General features: G+C 45.1%; 9 protein-coding genes. All 9 read right to left on the bottom strand.

The genetic code is table 11. The features are described 5' to 3' along the window. Positions 1 to 45: 45 nt before the first annotated feature. The 9 genes from ACZ49W_RS01035 to pbp2a all read right to left on the bottom strand — a co-directional run bounded on the left by ACZ49W_RS01035 (position 46) and on the right by pbp2a (position 19,882). On the bottom strand, positions 46 to 7,551 hold the full coding sequence (locus ACZ49W_RS01035; RefSeq protein ID WP_464813493.1) for a Rib/alpha-like domain-containing protein: 7,506 nt from the start codon (positions 7,549 to 7,551) through the stop codon (positions 46 to 48). Positions 7,552 to 7,789: 238 nt separating this feature from the next. Further along, on the bottom strand, positions 7,790 to 8,941 hold the full coding sequence (gene dnaJ, locus ACZ49W_RS01030; protein WP_464813492.1) for a molecular chaperone DnaJ: 1,152 nt from the start codon (positions 8,939 to 8,941) through the stop codon (positions 7,790 to 7,792). A gap of 842 nt (positions 8,942 to 9,783) precedes the next feature. After that, the gene (dnaK, locus tag ACZ49W_RS01025) at positions 9,784 to 11,607 is read right to left on the bottom strand and encodes a molecular chaperone DnaK (protein ID WP_464813491.1); all 1,824 of its coding nucleotides are present in this window, start codon (positions 11,605 to 11,607) and stop codon (positions 9,784 to 9,786) included. Positions 11,608 to 11,834: 227 nt separating this feature from the next. Then, positions 11,835 to 12,359 carry a nucleotide exchange factor GrpE gene (gene grpE / locus ACZ49W_RS01020; protein WP_464813490.1) on the bottom strand — a complete coding sequence of 175 codons (525 nt, stop codon included), beginning with the start codon at positions 12,357 to 12,359 and terminating at the stop codon, positions 11,835 to 11,837. After that, positions 12,343 to 13,404, bottom strand: coding sequence for a heat-inducible transcriptional repressor HrcA (gene hrcA / locus ACZ49W_RS01015; RefSeq protein WP_464813489.1), 1,062 nt, complete (start codon positions 13,402 to 13,404; stop codon positions 12,343 to 12,345). Before hrcA ends, grpE begins: the two co-directional genes overlap by 17 nt. A gap of 117 nt (positions 13,405 to 13,521) precedes the next feature. Beyond that, positions 13,522 to 14,118, bottom strand: a complete 597-nt coding sequence (locus ACZ49W_RS01010; RefSeq protein ID WP_464813488.1) for a glucosaminidase domain-containing protein — start codon at positions 14,116 to 14,118, stop codon at positions 13,522 to 13,524. After that, positions 14,115 to 14,843, bottom strand: a complete 729-nt coding sequence (locus tag ACZ49W_RS01005; RefSeq protein WP_464813487.1) for a M15 family metallopeptidase — start codon at positions 14,841 to 14,843, stop codon at positions 14,115 to 14,117. Before ACZ49W_RS01005 ends, ACZ49W_RS01010 begins: the two co-directional genes overlap by 4 nt. 115 nt (positions 14,844 to 14,958) lie before the next feature. After that, complete coding sequence (gene leuS, locus ACZ49W_RS01000) at positions 14,959 to 17,460, bottom strand: leucine--tRNA ligase (protein WP_464813486.1); 2,502 nt, start codon at positions 17,458 to 17,460, stop codon at positions 14,959 to 14,961. A 151-nt stretch (positions 17,461 to 17,611) separates the two neighbouring features. Beyond that, positions 17,612 to 19,882: a penicillin-binding protein PBP2A gene (gene pbp2a, locus ACZ49W_RS00995; RefSeq protein WP_464813485.1), complete on the bottom strand. Its 2,271-nt coding sequence runs from the start codon at positions 19,880 to 19,882 to the stop codon at positions 17,612 to 17,614. Positions 19,883 to 19,961: the final 79 nt, after the last annotated feature.

The following is a 19,961-nucleotide window of genomic DNA, read 5'->3' as shown; positions in this document are numbered from 1 at the left end:
CAAAAAAAGAGATTGAGTTTCCTCAATCTCTTTCATCGTTCAATCTTATTTTTCTTGATTGCGACGACGTTTTGCAACAAGTCCAAGACCCATGCTAGCTAGGATTGCTCCCATGATTGGCAATACTTGAGCGTTTTGATCTCCAGTATTTGGAAGTGTCTTAGCTGATGCATTTGTCTTAGCAGCGGCTGGTTTGTGAGCAGTTGGCATAGCCTTGTCGCCAGCTACTACGATTGTGACAGCCACTTCATCGATAGAACCATCTGGATAAGTCACAACAACGATGGCTTCTTTCACACCTGGAGTTGTGGTATCAACTGGATCCTTGAATGCAACCTTAGTACCTTCTGGGAGGTCACCCAAGTTCTTAATAGAATCTTCAGCCTTAGGTTGATCACCTGGTTTCACAGTTTGATCTTTAGCGATTGGTTCGTTCTTATCTGCATCGGTTTGTGGTGTTACTACAGTCACTTTGACAGTCACTTCATCCTTAGATCCGTCTGGGTAAGTCACAACAACGGTTGCTTCCTTCACACCTGGTGTTGTAGTGTCAACTGGTTCTGCGAATTCTACCTTAGTACCTGCTGGGAGGTCCTTCAAGTTAGCGATCGCATCACCTGACTTAGCAGCCTCACCTGTATTCACCACAATATCCTTACCTGCTGGGTTGTGCAAGTCTGCATCTGTGATGTGGTATTCTGGTTTTTCAATATAAGTTGGTTCTTCCACTTCATATTGTTTCACCAATACGGTAACAGTCACTTTGTCTTGTGTTCCATCTGGGTAAGTCACAACAACAACTGCTTCTTTCTCACCTGGTGTTGTAGTATCAACTGGTGTTTCAAAGCTGTATGTCGCGTCAGTTGGAAGGTCACCTGCGTTAGCTACTGCGTCCTTCGCTGATGGTTCTTCACCCTTCTTAACAGAAACATTTTGACCTGCTGGCTCGTACTTGTCAGCGTCAGATTCCTTAACAACAACCTTAACAGAAACTTTGTCTTGTGTTCCATCTGGGTAAGTTACAACAACGACAGCATCTTTCTCACCTGGTGTTGTAGTGTCAACTGGTGTTTCAAAGCTGTATGTCGCGTCAGTTGGAAGGTCACCTGCGTTAGCTACTGCGTCCTTCGCTGATGGTTCTTCACCCTTCTTAACAGAAACATTTTGACCTGCTGGCTCATACTTGTCAGCGTCAGATGGTTTAACCGTTACAGTTACTGGGATTTCATCCTTAGATCCATCTGGGTAAGTCACGACAACAGTTGCTGGCTTGTCACCTGCTGTTGTAGTGTCAACTGGTTCTGCGAATTCTACCTTAGTTCCTTCTGGAAGGTCCTTCAAGTTCCCTACTGAATCTTCTGCCTTAGGCTCTTCACCCTTAGCTACAGTTTGTTCCTTAGCTGTTGGTTCGTTAGTGTCTGCTTGAGTTGGGTTTTCCTTAACCGTTACCTTAACTGGAACTTTATCTTGAGTTCCATCTGGGTAAGTCACGACAACGACAGCGTCTTTTTCACCTGGTGTTGTAGTGTCAACTGGTGTTTCGAAGCTGTATTTCGCATCAGTTGGAAGGTCATCTGCATTACCAACAGCATCCTTCGCTGATGGTTCAGCGTCTTTCGCTACAGTGATGTCCTTACCTGCTGGCTCGTACTTATCAGCGTCAGATGGTTTAACCGTTACAGTCACTGGGATTTCGTCCTTAGAGCCATCTGGATAAGTCACGACAACAGTTGCTGGCTTGTCACCTGCTGTTGTAGTGTCAACTGGTTCTGCGAATTCTACCTTAGTTCCTTCTGGAAGGTCCTTCAAGTTCCCTACTGAATCTTCTGCCTTAGGCTCTTCACCCTTAGCTACAGTTTGTTCCTTAGCTGTTGGTTCGTTAGTGTCTGCTTGAGTTGGGTTTTCCTTAACCGTTACCTTAACTGGAACTTTATCTTGAGTTCCATCTGGGTAAGTCACGACAACGACAGCGTCTTTTTCACCTGGTGTTGTAGTGTCAACTGGTGTTTCGAAGCTGTATTTCGCATCAGTTGGAAGGTCATCTGCATTACCAACAGCATCCTTCGCTGATGGTTCAGCGTCTTTCGCTACAGTGATGTCCTTACCTGCTGGCTCGTACTTATCAGCGTCAGATGGTTTAACCGTTACAGTCACTGGGATTTCGTCCTTAGAGCCATCTGGATAAGTCACGACAACAGTTGCTGGCTTGTCACCTGCTGTTGTAGTGTCAACTGGTTCTGCGAATTCTACCTTAGTTCCTTCTGGAAGGTCCTTCAAGTTCCCTACTGAATCTTCTGCCTTAGGCTCTTCACCCTTAGCTACAGTTTGTTCCTTAGCTGTTGGTTCGTTAGTGTCTGCTTGAGTTGGGTTTTCCTTAACCGTTACCTTAACTGGAACTTTATCTTGAGTTCCATCTGGGTAAGTCACGACAACGACAGCGTCTTTTTCACCTGGTGTTGTAGTGTCAACTGGTGTTTCGAAGCTGTATTTCGCATCAGTTGGAAGGTCATCTGCATTACCAACAGCATCCTTCGCTGATGGTTCAGCGTCTTTCGCTACAGTGATGTCCTTACCTGCTGGCTCGTACTTATCAGCGTCAGATGGTTTAACCGTTACAGTCACTGGGATTTCGTCCTTAGAGCCATCTGGATAAGTCACGACAACAGTTGCTGGCTTGTCACCTGCTGTTGTAGTGTCAACTGGTTCTGCGAATTCTACCTTAGTTCCTTCTGGAAGGTCCTTCAAGTTCCCTACTGAATCTTCTGCCTTAGGCTCTTCACCCTTAGCTACAGTTTGTTCCTTAGCTGTTGGTTCGTTAGTGTCTGCTTGAGTTGGGTTTTCCTTAACCGTTACCTTAACTGGAACTTTATCTTGAGTTCCATCTGGGTAAGTCACGACAACGACAGCGTCTTTTTCACCTGGTGTTGTAGTGTCAACTGGTGTTTCGAAGCTGTATTTCGCATCAGTTGGAAGGTCATCTGCATTACCAACAGCATCCTTCGCTGATGGTTCAGCGTCTTTCGCTACAGTGATGTCCTTACCTGCTGGCTCGTACTTATCAGCGTCAGATGGTTTAACCGTTACAGTCACTGGGATTTCGTCCTTAGAGCCATCTGGATAAGTCACGACAACAGTTGCTGGCTTGTCGCCTGCTGTTGTAGTATCAACTGGTTCTGCGAATTCTACCTTAGTTCCCGCTGGAAGATCTTTCAAGTTCCCTACTGAATCTTCTGCCTTAGGCTCTTCACCCTTAGCTACAGTTTGTCCCTTAGCTGTTGGTTCGTTAGTTTCGGCTTGAGTTGGGTTTTCCTTAACCGTTACCTTAACTGGAACTTTATCTTGAGTTCCATCTGGGTAAGTCACGACAACGACAGCGTCTTTTTCACCTGGAGTTTTAGTGTCAACTGGTGTTTCGAAGCTGTATTTCGCATCAGTTGGAAGGTCATCTGCATTACCAACAGCATCCTTCGCTGATGGTTCAGCGTCTTTCGCTACAGTGATGTCCTTACCTGCTGGCTCGTACTTATCAGCGTCAGGAGTCTTCTTAACAGTGATGTTGAAGGTTTCTGTGGTTTCGTTCCCAGCTTCGTCCTTCGCTGTTACAGTCACTGGGAAGGTTTTTTCGGTTTCACCTTCTGCCCAAGTTGGAACAGTTGGCGTACCTGAAATCTTACCATCTGTGTAAGTAACACCTTCTGGAAGACCTGTTACTGTGACAGTTGGAGCTTTACCAGAATCGTCTGTTGCCTTAACTGGAATGTCAACTGACTCACCTTCTTTGACAGTTGTGTCAGCGATATCATCAACAGTTGGTTTGGTCGTATCTGCTGGTTTCTTAACAGTGATGTTGAAGGTTTCTGTGGTTTCGTTTCCAGCTTCGTCTGTTGCCTTAACCGTTACTGGGAAGACTTTTTCTGTTTCACCTTCGCCAAGGTTGTCCGCTGTTGGTGTGCCTGTGATTTCTCCTGTTGCTGGATCGTAAGTCACACCGTTTGGAAGTCCGCTGACTTCAACAGTTGGTTTCTTACCAGAATCATCGGTCGCCTTAACTGGGATAGCTGTGATCGGTTCACCTGCTGTTGCTGTTTGATCAGCGATATCGTCAACTGTTGGTTTAGTGGTGTCTGCTGGTTCTGTAACAGTAACCTTAACTGGTACTTCGTCCTTAGATCCATCTGGGTAAGTCACAACAACCTTAGTTGGTTGCTCGCCCACTTTAGAAGTATCCACAGCTGGTGCAAAGCTGTATGTTGTTCCTTCTGGAAGCTTGTCAGCGTTTGTGATCAAGTCTTTAGGATCAAGGCTAGCACCTTTTTCAACTGACTTGTCTTGACCAGTTGGTTCGTTCGTATCTGCATCAGATGGCGCTACCTTAACAGGCACTTCCACGGTTTCTTTTGAACCATCTGCGTAAGTCACTTCAACTGGAATCTTGTACTCAGTATCCTTAGCAGCATCTGCTGGGATTGGATAGGTCACCACACCAGTTGCTGGGTCAACCTTAGCACCTGCTGGTGCACCTGCTCCAAGTGCAAATGATGGGTTAGTTGGTGTTGAACCATCTTTACCTGTGAAGGTTGGTGCTTTAGAAGTCGCCGTTTGACCAGCCTTAGCTGTTGCTTCTTCGTAAGCTGGAGTGTACTTGTCCTTATCAGAGTCAACAACGTTGAATTTCGCTTTCGCGTCATCTGTTGTGCCGTCAGCATAAGTCACAACAACTGGTACTTCTACTGCTGTACCTGGAGTTGATCCGTCTGGTGCTGTGTAGGTTACGACACCAGTTGTTGGATCAATCGTAGCACCCGCTGGTGCACCTGCTCCAAGAGCGTATGTCTTAACTGTTGGGGTTGCAGCCTTACCTGTTGTATCTGTGAAGGTTGGTGTTGCAGTAGCTGCTTGACCTGCCTTCACTTCTTGATCAGCGTAAGCTGGTTCGTACTTATCTTTATCTGGTTTGTTGATGAAGAATTTCGCTGTTGTGGTTGCAGTCGTACCATCTTTGTAGGTTACTTCCACTTCCACTTCAGTGTCTTCTTTTGGATCTGTCCAAGTGATGACACCTGTCTTAGCATCGATGGTAAATCCTGGAACGGTTTCATCACCATCTTTTGAAACAAGAGCAAAGGTTGCGCCCTCTGGTACAGCGTTTTCTTCAACAGCTGGTGTGTGCGTCACATCAAAGGTTGGTGCTTCAGACGCTTTCTTAACATCAACATCTGTGTAAGTGTCCTTGTAAACAGGAACTTCACGGTAAACCGCTGTAAAGGAGTCTTTTTGAACTGGGTAGCTTGGAAGCGCATCGTTTTCACCAAGTGAGTAAAGCTCTGCAAAGTAAACAGTTGTCTTCTTAAGGTCGGCTGGAACTGTGAAGCTTGACTCTGGAAGGCTACCATCTGCTTGAACGGTCAAGACATCAGATTCACCAACTTGTTTGCCATCTTCGTCTTTCCAGATGATCTTGTAGCGATCACCTAGACCTGCTGAAAGACCAGTTGTCTTTGTCTTAGCGGTATCGCCAGGGTGAGCTTCATTCTTGTAAGAGTCATAGTTGTAGATGTCAAATTTCAAGTTATCATTGACAGCTGCAAAGTAAACATTTTCTACTGTATCAGCAGTTGGATTGATAACTGTATCCCAACGCGTACCGGTACCTTGGACGTCCCATTTACCTCTGCCACCTGTACCTTTTGGTACATCACCGTAGAAAGCATTGTAGAAGGAAATACCTTCTTTTTCTTCTGGAGTGACAAAGATCCAGTCAGTATTGATGTGTTTAGATGCTTTGCTAAGATCTAATTTAGAACCAGCACCATTGGTTGCCCACGCACCATAAGTCGCACTTGGGGCAAGCACACCATTCCACTCCGTACCTTTTTTCACTTCGCCTGTTTCAGTGTTTGTCACATTTTGCTCGCTACGAAGAACGGTACTATTTGAAGCGATAACCCCCTCAAATCCTGGGTCATTCCATGCGTTACCAAAAGTTCCCTTGAATTGAAGTTCGTATTCCCCATCAGCATTAGTGGTGGTTGATACGGTTTCAGCAATCCATTGTGAACGGTTAGCCTTGACTTGTTCAAGGATATAGGCTCTAAGTTTGTCTTCGTTAGCACGGGTCCACTTACCTGAACGGATGTTAGAGGACTTATCTTTATTGATGCTTGGTTTCCACTCAGATGAGTCGTCAATAAACTTGTTAAGCACTTCCTCAGAGTTCAGTTGTGCGACCGCATAGTCACTGAGGTAAGACGCATAGACCTTAACGTTTGGCAAACCAAGGTCATATTTACGCTCACGACTTGCGATATCAACTGTGATTTGGTTTCCTGATGGGTCATTATTGTTCCAGTAGATAGAACCTTTGAGGTAACCACCATCTTTCACCAAAGCTGGTGTTTCAACGGCATCTTTACGCCAAACATCATCTGTCTTTTCAGCATAGAGGATCTTAGCACCTGTCAAGTTATCGTTGGTAAGACTTTGGTCAGCACCCGCTGTGATGTCTTTAACGATACCTTCTGGAGCAATCTGCTCATCACCGAAAGAGTAGAGAAGGCTGTATTTATTGTCATCTGGGTTGATAGACCAGATACGCCATTTTTCACCTTCTGGAAGAGCAGCATCCGCATCAAAGTGGTAAAGTTTACCATCCGCTCCGATGAAGTCTGCCATACCAATACCAAAGCTACCATCATCTAGAGAAGTTGTCATGTAGATTGGTGATGCGTAGCCGTTCTTTTCATACCATTGAGCGTACACTTTGACACCTGGAAGCGCCTTAGTGTATTCATCACCATTATCGTTGATTGCTCCACCAAACTTGAGGCGAACGCTACCGCTCACACTGCTGTCTGAGTTTGGTGCCACTGTGTTTTCAATCGCATCTGCTTCAGATGTTCCACGGTTTTTAGAAACCAAAGTGTTATGAGCTTGAGCTTTGACAAGCAACTCAGCTGCTTGACTATCACGGTTGATCACACCCTTAGTCAATTTAGTCAACTCACCAAGATAGTATGCTTTTTCCGTTTCGGTCAAGTTTTCCAAAGCCTTAATTTGGCTACGGACATCTTGATAAGTTGCTGTGGTTACCTTACGGAAACCAGTTCCAGTTGGGATGCTTTCGCCTTGGTTAGGGAAGGCTTCTTCACGAGTTGGTGCCTTAGGTTTTGCTGGTGTTGCCACAGCTGGCTTAGCTGCTTCAGCAGGTGTTGCTGTTTCAGTTGCTTCTTTTGCTACTTCTGCAGTAGCTGGAGTTGCATCTGCTTTTGGTGCTTCAGCTGCTACTTCGTTTGATGCAGCTGGTGCTTCTGTAACAACTGGTGCTGCAACTGCCGGGTCACTCTCAGCTTGGGTTTTCGTACCATCTGATACTACCTCCGTTGTGAGTGGGCTAGAAGCTACCTCTGCTGTATCCGCAGAAGCTTTATTCCCAAGACCCAAGGTCAAAACGGTTCCAAGTAAAACGCTGGCTACTCCAAAGTGGTACTTTCTTAGAGAGAAGCGTTGGTTTTGCTTGAACCAATCAAATCTATTTTTTCTGTTTTTCTTCAAAGGTCATATCTCCTTTTCGTTTTTTATAATACCAGATGATAAGTCACGAAGAACTAGCCCACAGGTACTACACCTTCATTCTACCCTCACCCCATTGTTTTGTCAAACATTTTATCTCGAATTTGTCAAATATTTGCTATGTGTCTAATTTTTTTGCCATTTTTATTTATCTATCAAGATTTTGGATAAAAAACAAGGATTTTGCGGTATATTTCTCTTTTTTGTTGTTTTTTTAACATTAAATATCTTCAAAAGCATCTTTCACTTTATCGAAGAAGCCTTTTTTCTTAGCGTGTGGTTCTTTCATGCCTCCTGCCTTGGCAAAGGTCTTCAAAGCCTCTTTTTGGGCATCATTGAGCTTGGTTGGGGTGACGATATTGACCGTGACATGCTGATCGCCTTGACCGCCACCTCTGAGCTTAGGCGCTCCTTTACCCTTCAAGCGGAAGGTCTTGCCTGTTTGCGTTCCTGCTGGGATAGTCATCTCGACCATACCATGAACAGTCGGCACATCCACCGTATCTCCTAGAGCTGCTTGAACAAAGTCAATTGGCAAATCATAGTAAATAGTAGACCCTTCTCGTGTAAACTCACGGCTCGGATCAACATTGATGATAACAAAGAGATCACCATATGGACCACCGTTGATGCCTGCTTCTCCTTGACCCGCTAGACGGATCTGTTGACCAGTTTCCACCCCTGCTGGGACCTTGACAGATACCCTATGATTTTGATGCTCATGACCAGTGCCATGACAGGTATCACAAGGCGATGGGATTTCTTGACCACGACCATGACAGCGATCACACACCACTTGACGACGCATCATACCGAGCGGCGTTTGCGTATCCACCGTCATGACACCAGATCCGTGACACTGACCACACGTGATCGGACTAGTACCAGGCTTAGCACCAGAACCATGACAGGTATCACAGGTCGCTTCACGTTGGTAAGTAACCTCTTTTTCCGTGCCAAAGATTGCCTCTTCAAAGGTTAGGTTCATGCGATACTGGAGGTCATCCCCTTGACGCGGAGCATTGGGATTACGCACCCCACCGCCTCCGCCACCAAAGAAACTAGAGAAGATGTCCTCAAAACCGCCAAAACCAGCTCCATCAAAGCCTTCAAAGCCACCAAAACCACCAGCGCCTCCGCCAAAACCACCATTAGCACCTGCAGCACCATACTGATCATAGGCAGAACGCTTTTGAGGATCGCTCAAGGTCTCATAAGCCTCTTGGACCTCCTTATACCTAGCCTCGGCTCCTGGCTCCTTATTGATATCTGGATGATATTTCTTTGACATCTTACGATAAGCCTTCTTAATCTCGTCTTGCGAAGCGTCTTTTGACACCCCCAAACGATCGTAAAATTCAGTATTATTCATAATGATATAAAGCCCGTTAAGCGGATAAAGCAAAAATAGGGAACTTGACGAAGAAACAGAAGTTTCTAGGAAAGTGAGTCTTTTTTGCACAGTCCGTAGGGCGTATTCAAATCCTTTCTATATGATATAAAGCCCGCTAAACGGACAAAGCAAAAATAGGGAACTTGACGAAGAAACAGAAGTTTCTAGGAAAGTGAGTCTTTTTTGCACAGTCCGTAGGGCGTATTCAAATCCTTTCTATATGATATAAAGCCCGTTAAACGGACAAAGTCAAAATAGGAGTTTTGACGACGGACATAAAGCGTCCTAGAAAAAATTATCTTTTTGGCAAAGTCCTTAGCCCGTGTTCTACTCCTTATGATACAAAGTTGCGTTCTGCCTAACCAAAAGCTACAAACTTGCACTTCTACCATAGGTCACAAATATTAGCGAAAAACAGAGGCTGGGGTTCAACCTCTGAGTTTCAATCGATTCGTCGTCATATTCTAAGAAATACAGTAAGCGATGAAGATGCCACTCGGATTGGAATAAAATGTCCTCGGGACTTCCTCACCTTTGTGTTTTCAAGTTCGGGATAAAAAGATTCCCCGAACCTACCTCGCCTCCTAGTTTTCAGGCTTGGGATATCATGTCCACTGGACATTACCTCGCCTTTTAATTTTCAAGCTCGGGATAAAAAGGTTCCCCGAACCTACCTCGCCTCCTAGTTTTCAGGCTTGGGATATCATGTCCACTGGACATTACCTCGCCTCCTAGTTTTCAGGCTTGGGATATCATGTCCACTGGACATTACCTCGCCTTTTAATTTTCAAGCTCGGGATAAAAATGTCCACTGGACATTTTTATTTCTCCGTAAATTCTCCATCTACGACATCATCGCCTGCTGCGTCGGTGTTGTTTGCACCTTCTGCTCCTGCTTGTGCTTGTTGGGCTGCAGCTGCTTGTTCATACATTTTAACAGCAAGAGCTTGGGCTTTTTCGTTCAATGCTTCAAGTTTTGCTTTCATGTCATCAAGGTTCCCTGCTTCTTGGGCTTTCTTGAGGTCATCAAGAGCGCTTTGTGCGGCATCACGTTCTGCATCAAAGCCTTTGCCTTCAGTTTCTTTGATAGTCTTTTCAGTCGCAAAGATGGCTTGATCCACTTCGTTTTTAAGATCAACTTCTTCTTTACGTTTCTTATCCGCTTCTGCGTTAGCTTCTGCGTCTTTCATCATGCGGTCGATTTCTTCTTCGCTAAGACCGTCGTTAGACTTGATGACGATGTGTTGTTCTTTTTGGGTACCAAGGTCTTTTGCCTTAACAGACACGATACCGTTTTTGTCAATGTCAAAGGTCACTTCGATTTGTGGGATTCCACGAGGTGCAGCTGGAATGTCAGTCAATTGGAAACGTCCAAGTGTCTTATTATCCGCTGCCATTGGGCGCTCCCCTTGAAGAACGTGAATGTCGACGGCTGGTTGATTGTCCGCTGCTGTTGAGAAGACTTGGGATTTAGATGTTGGGATTGTTGTATTTCTGTCAATGAGTTTTGTAAAGACACCACCCATGGTTTCGATACCAAGTGAAAGCGGAGTTACGTCAAGAAGGACCACGTCTTTGACATCACCAGTGATGACACCACCTTGGATCGCAGCACCCATGGCTACCACTTCATCAGGGTTAACTGATTTGTTTGGTTCTTTACCAGTTTCAGCCTTAACCGCTTCAACAACTGCTGGGATACGGGTAGATCCACCAACCAAGATGACTTCATCAATATCAGAGATAGAAAGTCCAGCATCTGAAAGGGCTTGACGAACAGGTGTCTTAGTGCGCTCTACAAGGTCACGCGTAAGGTCATCAAATTTCGCACGGGTCAAGTTCATTTCCAAGTGAAGTGGTCCAGCTTCGCCAGCTGTGATGAACGGAAGGCTGATTTGGGTTTGAGTGACACCTGAAAGGTCTTTTTTCGCCTTTTCAGCTGCATCTTTCAAACGTTGAAGTGCCATCTTGTCTTGACTAAGGTCGATACCGTGTTCTTTCTTGAACTCTGCTACCATGTAGTCGATGATCTTTTGGTCAAAGTCATCTCCACCGAGTTGGTTGTCTCCCGCTGTGGCAAGTACATCAAATACCCCATCACCAAGCTCAAGGATAGACACGTCAAAGGTCCCTCCACCAAGGTCAAAGACCAAGATTTTTTCATCTTTATCTGTCTTGTCAAGACCGTAGGCAAGCGCTGCTGCAGTTGGTTCATTGACGATACGTTCTACTTCAAGACCTGCGATTTTACCAGCGTCTTTGGTCGCTTGACGTTGCGCATCGTTGAAGTAAGCAGGTACAGTGATAACCGCTTTAGTCACTTTTTCACCAAGATAGTCTTCTGCATACCCTTTAAGGTATTGAAGAATCATGGCAGAAATTTCTTGTGGGGTGTATTCCTTGCCGTTTGCAGAAACTTTTTCGTTGGTTCCCATCTTAGATTTGATAGAGATGATGGTGTCTGGGTTTGTCACGGCTTGACGTTTTGCCGCATCACCTACGATGATTTCCCCATTTTTGAAAGAAACAACAGATGGCGTTGTACGATTTCCTTCTGGGTTTGGAATGATTTTGCTTTCAGTTCCTTCAAGAACTGCAACTGCTGAGTTGGTTGTACCTAAGTCAATACCAATAATTTTAGACATATATGTTACCTCTTTTATTTTTCTATTTTTCTTTTTATATACAAACTGAGTCTAGTTTACCGTCATCTCGGACGATTTCCTATTTTTGCTATGAGTCCTTGACGTGCTCACATCTTATGAACTGAGTTCGCACTAAACTCTTTGCAAAAAAGATAAATCTTCCTAGAAACTTTCGTTTCTTCGGACGATTTCCTATTTTTGCTGTGAGTTCTTGACGTGCTCACATCTTATGAGTACACCACCACCATGGCTGGCCTTAAGAGGCGGTCATGGAGCTTATAGCCTTTTTGGAAGACTTCTGCGATGGTATCTGCTGGGTGCTCCTCATCTGCTGGCAAAGTCTGAACTGCCATGTGAAGATTATGGTCAAAACTTTCCACTGGAACTTCTTCGACCCCTTCTTCTTTAAGACCTTGAACAAGGCTGTCACGCGTCATCTCAAGACCTTTTTTCACGTCTTCAGTAAGCCCTTCAACCGCCAAGGCACGCTCTAGGTTGTCAAGAGCTGGCAATACTTTTTTAGCCAAGTCTTGCGAACGGTAGCGCTGCAAACTTTGACGTTCTTCGTTACTTCTGCGTTGGATGTTTTGCATCTCGGCATGTGCTCGCAAATATTTATTTTCAAGCTCCTCGACTTTCTGCGTCAGGTTCTTGATTTCCTCTTCTAATGCTTGGGTCTCAGACATCTCAACCTCTTCTTGGATATCGACTTCTTCAACTTTTTCGATTTCTTCTTTAATCGTATCTGCCATGTAGGGCTCCTTTTTCTACTTCGTAATGATTGCTATTGAGATAACGGTAATAATCCCCTAATTTTGCTACCAAAACCCGACTCACCAACTGCACCAGATTGACTGTACGCTGATAGTCCATTTCAACTGGTCCAATCAAGGTCACAAGCCCCAACCCCCGATAAGGAATCAAGAAACGCTTGTGAATGAGGCTGAGTTGTTCCAAGCCCTTGTCCTTGTGACTGGCCACTTGAACAGCCATACTCTCGTCCTCTGACAACTGATGTCTAAGAGCCAGCGCCACTTGTTCTGGCTGATCTAACAGCTGATAAGTCGATAAATCTGAGTAAGTCAAACTATTGACCTTGCCTGCGATAAAGATAGTCTCGGTAAAAAGGGCAGAAAAGATATAGTCAAAGAGGTCTAGGACATTATCCATAGTGGTAAAGTATTTTTGACTAATCTGAGGGATTTCCGTTCGCAATTTGTAATGAATCTCAAGCACCGATCGGTTGATAAAGCGCTCAACCACCAACTGCTCCAAAATGTCCAAATCTCGTCCCAAGAAATTTCTTGGAATGGCAAACTGAACCGTTAAGGGTTTGGATTCATCCAGTGTCATGATGGCTAAAGCATCATGACTACTGACTTGAACGATATGAAAGGCACTCAAGCGTTGCTCTTTTGGTTCCACATCTAAAACAACAGCCGTATAGCCTGTCAGCTCTGCCAAAATTTGGCTAGCCTTTTGCAAGATGTCATCCAATTTAAAGGCTTCAAAGTCAAAGGCTTTGACAACCGCATAAGCATCGGCTTCATTGATCCACTCATTGGTAAGCGAGTGTTCAACAAAGTACTGAAAGCCTGCTAGACTTGGTCGTCTCCCACTAGAGGTATGCGCCTTTTCCAAAAGCCCTAGCTTTTCTAGTCGCGCCATCTCGTTTCTGATGGTGGCTGAACTAGAGGCAATCCGCTCTTCTAGAGCCTTTGAGCCAACCGGTTCATGGGTCTGTGTAAATAATTCCACAATAACATTCAAAATAGCTTCTTGACGTTGGGTAATCATTTGCACCTCCCGATTGATTTTAGCACTCTTTGCCTTCGAGTGCTAATCTTTATAAATCTATTATACCTGATTTTCCTCACATGTCAAGAGAAAAGCACAAAAAATTAGCACTCTTTTTCATCGAGTGCTAATCCCTTGATCATATCGAGTTAAGCGGTGTTTTTCTATAATAGCTATCAACTGTTTGGCATAATCCGGCTCGGTACTGAAACCAGCTTTTTCAAGGAGAGGACCTGTTTCACGGTAATTGCCATTTCGAGCTAATTGAGCATAGAGCGTCTTGCCCCAAAATCCAGACTGCAACTGTTGCAGATAAGCCATTACACAAGCCTCGTCTGAATCATAGATAGCAAAACGCTTTTTGACCGTCGTCCATTTATTGGAAACATATAGCCTTGTTTTGAGTTCTATACTGGGTTCTCCCGCACGCGCAGGCAGACCCAAGAGATTATGGTAACGCCTAGCCAGTAAGGTCTTGCCATAATCACTCCCTCGCGCTACTTGGGCGAGAAGGAGCGATTCCTTAATTCCGTAAGCTCTAGACAACGGTTTAAGCTTAGGTGCTAGGGTTTTGATAAACTGTTCTTCACTTTTTTTGGTCTCAAGGCGTTGACTGGCTAAAACCCCATCCGCCTGTAATAAAATCGGCAAAAGAAGGACAACGACTAAGAAGAGAGAAAGAAGACGATAGGCAGATGATAGAGGCTTTCTCACGTGTTTTTCTCCTTCAACTGCTCAAGATACTCCTCCAAGCTCAAATGATGCTCGGTCATATACTTGGCTGATGCCTTGCCCACATAGCGAAAATGCCAATCTTCATAACCAATCCCCGTATCTTTTTTCTTATCCTCTGTAAACCGTAACACAAAGCCATAATCAGGGGCAATTTTTGAAATCGCCTTGACTGTCTCAGGATCCGCTTCATTGAGGCTATCAATCGAACTCATGTCAATCGCTAGCCCAGTCTGATGTTCGCTGGCTCCTGGTGGTTGAGAATAGGTTTGCACTTTCTTTTCAGCCTCTTTTCTAGATAGGGACGGATCTGCCGCCATTTCTTGATCGATATAAGACTGGTACAGCTCTTTTTGATAAGCCACACTACGGTAGCCAGAAATGAGGTGTTCATTTGTGTCAATCTCTTGCGCAGCTGCTAAAAAATCTCGGACATTTTGCTCAATCCTAGCATCCACATAGATATTGTCTACCATGGCTAATTCTGGATTCATCTCTTTAGTGATATGGTCACGGTTGACCAAGACCAAGTCCCAATCAGATGGTGAGACCTGTGGTAAATCAGACACCTGTTTTGTCTGTGTGCTTTCCTTTACCTTCTCAGTCGTTTGTTGCCCAACTGGATGATTGCGAAAAATCGCCACATAGACAAATATTAAAGCAATCAAGACGAGGCTAATCCCCACCAATTGTTTCTGGATTTTCATAACAAATCCCCTTTCTCTCACGGCTCTACTTCCTTCATTTTATCACAATTCCCTGTAAATGACTAGAGAGGAAAGCAAAAAGAAAGCGGACTTGTAACCACTTTCTTCTTTATACTTATTTGACAACAATATTGACCAATTTATTAGGAACGGCGATAACTTTGACCACGGTCTTTCCGTCCATAGCTTCCTTAATCTTGTCATCTGATTTGGCCAAGGTTTCTAGCTCCTCACGAGAGAGCTCTTTTGCCACCACCATTTTAGAGCGGACCTTGCCATTGATTTGAAGGACGATTTCGACATCATTTTCCACCAAGTAGCTCTCATCCCACGTTGGCCAAGCCACATAGCTGATAGACGCTTTTGAATCCGTCAAGACCTGCCAAAGCTCCTCACCTAAGTGTGGGGCAAACGGTGCCACCAACTGCACAAAACCTTTGGCATAATCAAGGTAGAGTTCTTCTTCCTTGTTTGCAGCGTTGACAAAGATCATGAGTTGAGCAATAGCTGTGTTGAACTTCATGGCATCCAATTGTTCGCTCACGGCTTTGACTGTTTCATGATAGAGTTTATCAAGGTGGCCGTTATTCTTCGTTACCATTGGTTTTGTGGTGATAAGGCGGTAAACCCGATCAAGGAACTTACGGCTGCCTTCAAGACCTTCTTCTGACCAAGCGATGGAGGTATCTAGAGGTCCCATGAACATCTCATACACGCGCAAGGTGTCTGCACCGTATTCCTCAACTACGTCGTCTGGATTGACCACGTTTTTAAGCGACTTAGACATCTTGGCTGGAGCTTGTTCGAGTTTTTCACCCGTTTCGATATGGTAGAAGCCATCCTCACGTTTTTCCACCTTATCCGTTGCGACCAAGGCTCCACGACTATCACGGTAGCTGGTTCCTAGAATCATGCCTTGGTTAAAGAGTTTTTGGAAAGGTTCCTTGGTTGGCACCACACCCAAGTCATAGAGGAATTTGTGCCAGAAACGTGCATAGAGAAGGTGAAGCACCGCATGCTCAGCTCCCCCCACATAGATGTCCACTGGCAACCAGTAGTCAATCAAATCCTTGTCCGCCAAGGCTTCTTGATTATGGGGGTCAATATAGCGAAGATAGTACCAGCAAGACCCTGCCCACTGTGGCATGGTGTTGGTTTCACGGCGACCCTTAACACCATCCTCACGAGTAACTGTGAGCCAGTCTGTCAAGTTAGCCAGAGGACTTTCCCCTGTTCCAGATGGCTTGATATTGTCCACTTTAGGTAGAACCAAAGGCAACTCCGCTTCAGGAACCGCTGACATGGTACCGTCCTCCCAGTGGATGATTGGGATTGGCTCTCCCCAGTAACGCTGGCGACTAAAGAGCCAGTCACGCAAGCGATAGCTGACTTTCTTTTCACCAACCTTGTGATTCTCAAGCCAAGCCACCATCTTCTCAATCGCCGCTGCCTTATCTAGACCATCTAGGAAATCAGAATTGATGTGGGTACCGTCCTCAGTATAGGCAGCCTGCGTCACATCTCCCCCTTCAATGACAGGTACGATTGGCAAATCAAATTGCTTAGCAAAAGCCCAGTCACGCTCATCATGAGCAGGCACTGCCATGATGGCTCCTGTTCCGTAGCTGGCTAGGACATAGTCTGAAATCCAGATCGGCATCTCACGGCCATTGACTGGATTGATGGCATAAGCCCCTGTGAAAACACCTGTCTTATCCTTAGCTAAATCCGTTCTGGCGAGATCTGACTTGAGGCTGGCTTGGTGTTGGTAGTCTTTGACCGCTTCTGCTTGTTCTTTACTTGTGATGCTATCCACCAAAGGATGCTCAGGCGCTAAAACAGCATAGGTCGCACCAAAGAGGGTATCTGGACGAGTGGTAAAGACCGTGAAGCTCTCGTCATTATCCTTGACCTTAAAGTCCACGTTAGCCCCTGTGGATTTGCCAATCCAGTTGCGCTGCATGTCTTTGATAGACTCTGGCCAGTCCAAATCCTCAAGGTCTTCCAAAAGACGATCCGCATAGGCTGTGATTTTTAGCATCCACTGACGCATGGGCTTTCTCACGACAGGGTAGCCTCCTCGCTCAGATGTCCCATCTGGAAGGACTTCTTCATTGGCAATCGCCGTTCCTAATTCCTCTACCCAGTTGACAGGCACTTCGGCTTCATAGGCAAGACCATGCTCAAAGAGTTTGGTAAAAATCCACTGAGTCCATTTGTAGTAATTAGGATCTGTGGTATTGACTTCTCGGTCCCAATCATAAGAAAAACCTAGGGACTTGATCTGACGCTTGAAGTTAGCAATGTTTTGCGCAGTAAATTCAGCAGGATCATTGCCCGTATCCATCGCGTATTGCTCAGCAGGAAGACCAAAGGCATCCCAGCCCATAGGGTGCAGAACGTTGTAACCTTGGGCTCGTTTAAAACGGCTCAAGATATCCGTTGCCGTATAACCCTCAGGGTGCCCAACGTGAAGCCCAGCTCCACTTGGATAGGGAAACATGTCTAAGGCATAAAACTTAGGATTTTTCTGATCTACTCCGGTCTTAAAGGTTTCGTCTTTATCCCAAAAGGCCTGCCACTTGGGTTCTACCGACTTATGATTGTAATATGACATCTAACTCCTCCTAAAATCGCTTCAATATCTCTTTATTATACCACGTTTTAACCAAAAAAGGAGAGAATTTTGAGAAAATCATTCCTGATCTTTTGTCTTATTTCCCCATCAGAAATCACCTAGAAGCATAAGCTCTAGGTGATTTTTTCTCTTATTTGAAATAATCCAAAATGCCATTCCAAATCTCTCTAGCCTTTTGACCAAGATTAGCATCTTCCACTGCTTTTGAGATCTGATCGCCTGCTTGCTTGGCAGAATCTCTCAAACTATCAATAATATCCTTAGATTGGTCCTTGCTTTGGTCATCCTCACTATAAGTCGCTGCAATACCATTATCAGCATAAGCATTGGTCACCTTAAAGGAGGATCCTTCTGTATAAGGTAACATATAACTTGCCACCTGACTAAAGATGGTGGAGGCTGTTCCAGCGCTCGAATCGGTCAAATAGTGACTCTCATCTGTCTTATTAAAGCCCACCCACTGGCTGATCACCACATCTGGCGTATAGCCAATGACCCACTGATCGCTGGTCAAATCAGGGTTAAACTCTGCTTCCGTGGTTCCTGTTTTTCCTGCCATGGTGTAGCCATAAACATTGGCATTGACAGCTGTTCCATTAGAAAAGGTGCCAAGCATCATGCTGGTCATCTTGTCCGTCACAGACTTGCTCAAAACCCTATAAGACTGCTTGGTATATTCCTTAACCACTTGACCGCTAGCCGTCTCAATCTTGGTAATGAGATGAGCCTTATTCATGATGCCACCATTGGCAAAGGTGCCGTATGCCTGCGCCATTTGGAGAGGATTGGTCACAACACTACCTCCTAGGGCGACGCCCAACTCTTTCTTGGTGCTATCTAGATCAAGACCAAATTTTTTCCCGTAGCCAAAGACCTTATTTAAGCCCAGTTGATCCGCTAGATAGACAGCTGGAATATTGTACGAATTAGCCAAGGCTTGATACATGGGAACACTCTCGCTCTCATAGCCACCATAGTTCGTCGGCGCATAGCCGTCAAAATTTTGCACCGTATTTGGCAAGTCCTTTTCAATAGACCAGCCAGAAGCCACCGCTGGCGAATACACCACTAAGGGCTTGATGGTAGATCCTGGGCTACGCTTGGACTGGGTCGCATAGTTGAAACTCCGAAAACTTGGATTAATGGTCGAATTGACCCGTCCAACCAAACCTCTGACCCCTCCTGTTTTGGGATCAAGGGCGACACTGGCCCCTTGGGACACCTCTCCGTCTGTTGCCACTGGAAAGAGATCTGACTGATTAAAAGCGGTCTGCATCCCTGTTTGGTAGTTCTGATCCAACTCCGTGTAAATCTTGTAGCCATTATTAACGATGTCTTCTTCTTTTAAGCCATAAGTCGAGATGGCTTCATTGATGACCGCATCAAAATAAGAGGGATACTTGTAATCATCACTTTTTCCTTGGTAGGTATCCTTGAGGCGATTGCCCATCCCCACTTGCTTGGCACTATCTGCTGCTTCTTGGGTTGCAAAGCCTACGGCGACCATATTTTGCAACACTGTGTCCCTGCGATTGGTTGAGCGCTCAATAGAAGCAAGAGGGTTATAAAGTTCTGGTCCTTTGAGCATTCCTGCCAAAGTCGCTGCTTCATCTAAGGTCAGATCCGCAGCTGTGGTCCCAAAGTATTTTTGACTGGCATCTTCCACCCCCCATATCCCATTACCAAAGTAAGCATTGTTGAGATACATGGTGAGAATCTGCTTCTTACTATATTTTTTGTTTAACTCAAGCGCAAGGAAAAACTCACGCGCCTTACGCTTGATGGTCTGATCTTGTGTCAAAAAGGCATTTTTTGCCAACTGTTGGCTAATCGTGGAGCCTCCTCCAGAACGCCCCAAGGTGAGCACAGCTAGCAAAGTCCGCTTGAGATTGATCCCTCTATTTTTATAGAAAGTCCGATCCTCTGTGGCGATAACAGCATTTTCCAAATCATCTGAAATGGCATCCAGTTCTACATAGGTTCCTTTTTGACCGTAGAGCGTTCCAGCCTCTTCGTTATTACGGTCATAAATGACCGTAGTCGCCTTGAGGGCCTGCTGTAGATTAGACACATGGGCCGTTTTCGCGAGGTAAAATAAATATCCCCCCACCAACAAAATCATACTGGTCAAGACAATCAAGATAACTTGCGTTAACCGATACCTTCTCCAAAAACGCCGAATGGGATGTCTTGGTGAAGGCAAAAATTTCTTTAATCGCTTAAATCGACTAGGATCCACTTCTTCCTTATCCTGATACACCTGACTGCGCTGATAAGGCGAAGACATCTCCTCTTGTTGGACGTTTTGTTCGTCAAGAGGCGGACTCTCTTCTCCCTCTTTTTTTTGATTCTTCGTTTTCTGTGGAAAAAATTTCTTCTTTAATAATTCAAATAATGTCATATTCCTATTATAACAGGAAAGCTTAAAATAACCATGAATCAACCCCTTTCTCCCAAAAGATACAACCACAGACCGACAA

The organism is Streptococcus sp. STR1/CE/0325 (assembly GCF_055386095.1).
The sequence above is the reverse complement of the archived record's forward strand: the minus strand, read 5'-3'. Positions and strand labels throughout refer to the sequence as shown.

Coding starts and splice junctions, on each gene's coding strand:
- hrcA (WP_464813489.1), bottom strand. CDS start 13,404: ATGATTACCCAACGTCAAGAAGCTATTTTGAATGTTATTGTGGAATTA.
- leuS (WP_464813486.1), bottom strand. CDS start 17,460: ATGTCATATTACAATCATAAGTCGGTAGAACCCAAGTGGCAGGCCTTT.
- dnaK (WP_464813491.1), bottom strand. CDS start 11,607: ATGTCTAAAATTATTGGTATTGACTTAGGTACAACCAACTCAGCAGTT.
- dnaJ (WP_464813492.1), bottom strand. CDS start 8,941: ATGAATAATACTGAATTTTACGATCGTTTGGGGGTGTCAAAAGACGCT.
- pbp2a (WP_464813485.1), bottom strand. CDS start 19,882: ATGACATTATTTGAATTATTAAAGAAGAAATTTTTTCCACAGAAAACG.
- grpE (WP_464813490.1), bottom strand. CDS start 12,359: ATGGCAGATACGATTAAAGAAGAAATCGAAAAAGTTGAAGAAGTCGAT.
- ACZ49W_RS01005 (WP_464813487.1), bottom strand. CDS start 14,843: ATGAAAATCCAGAAACAATTGGTGGGGATTAGCCTCGTCTTGATTGCT.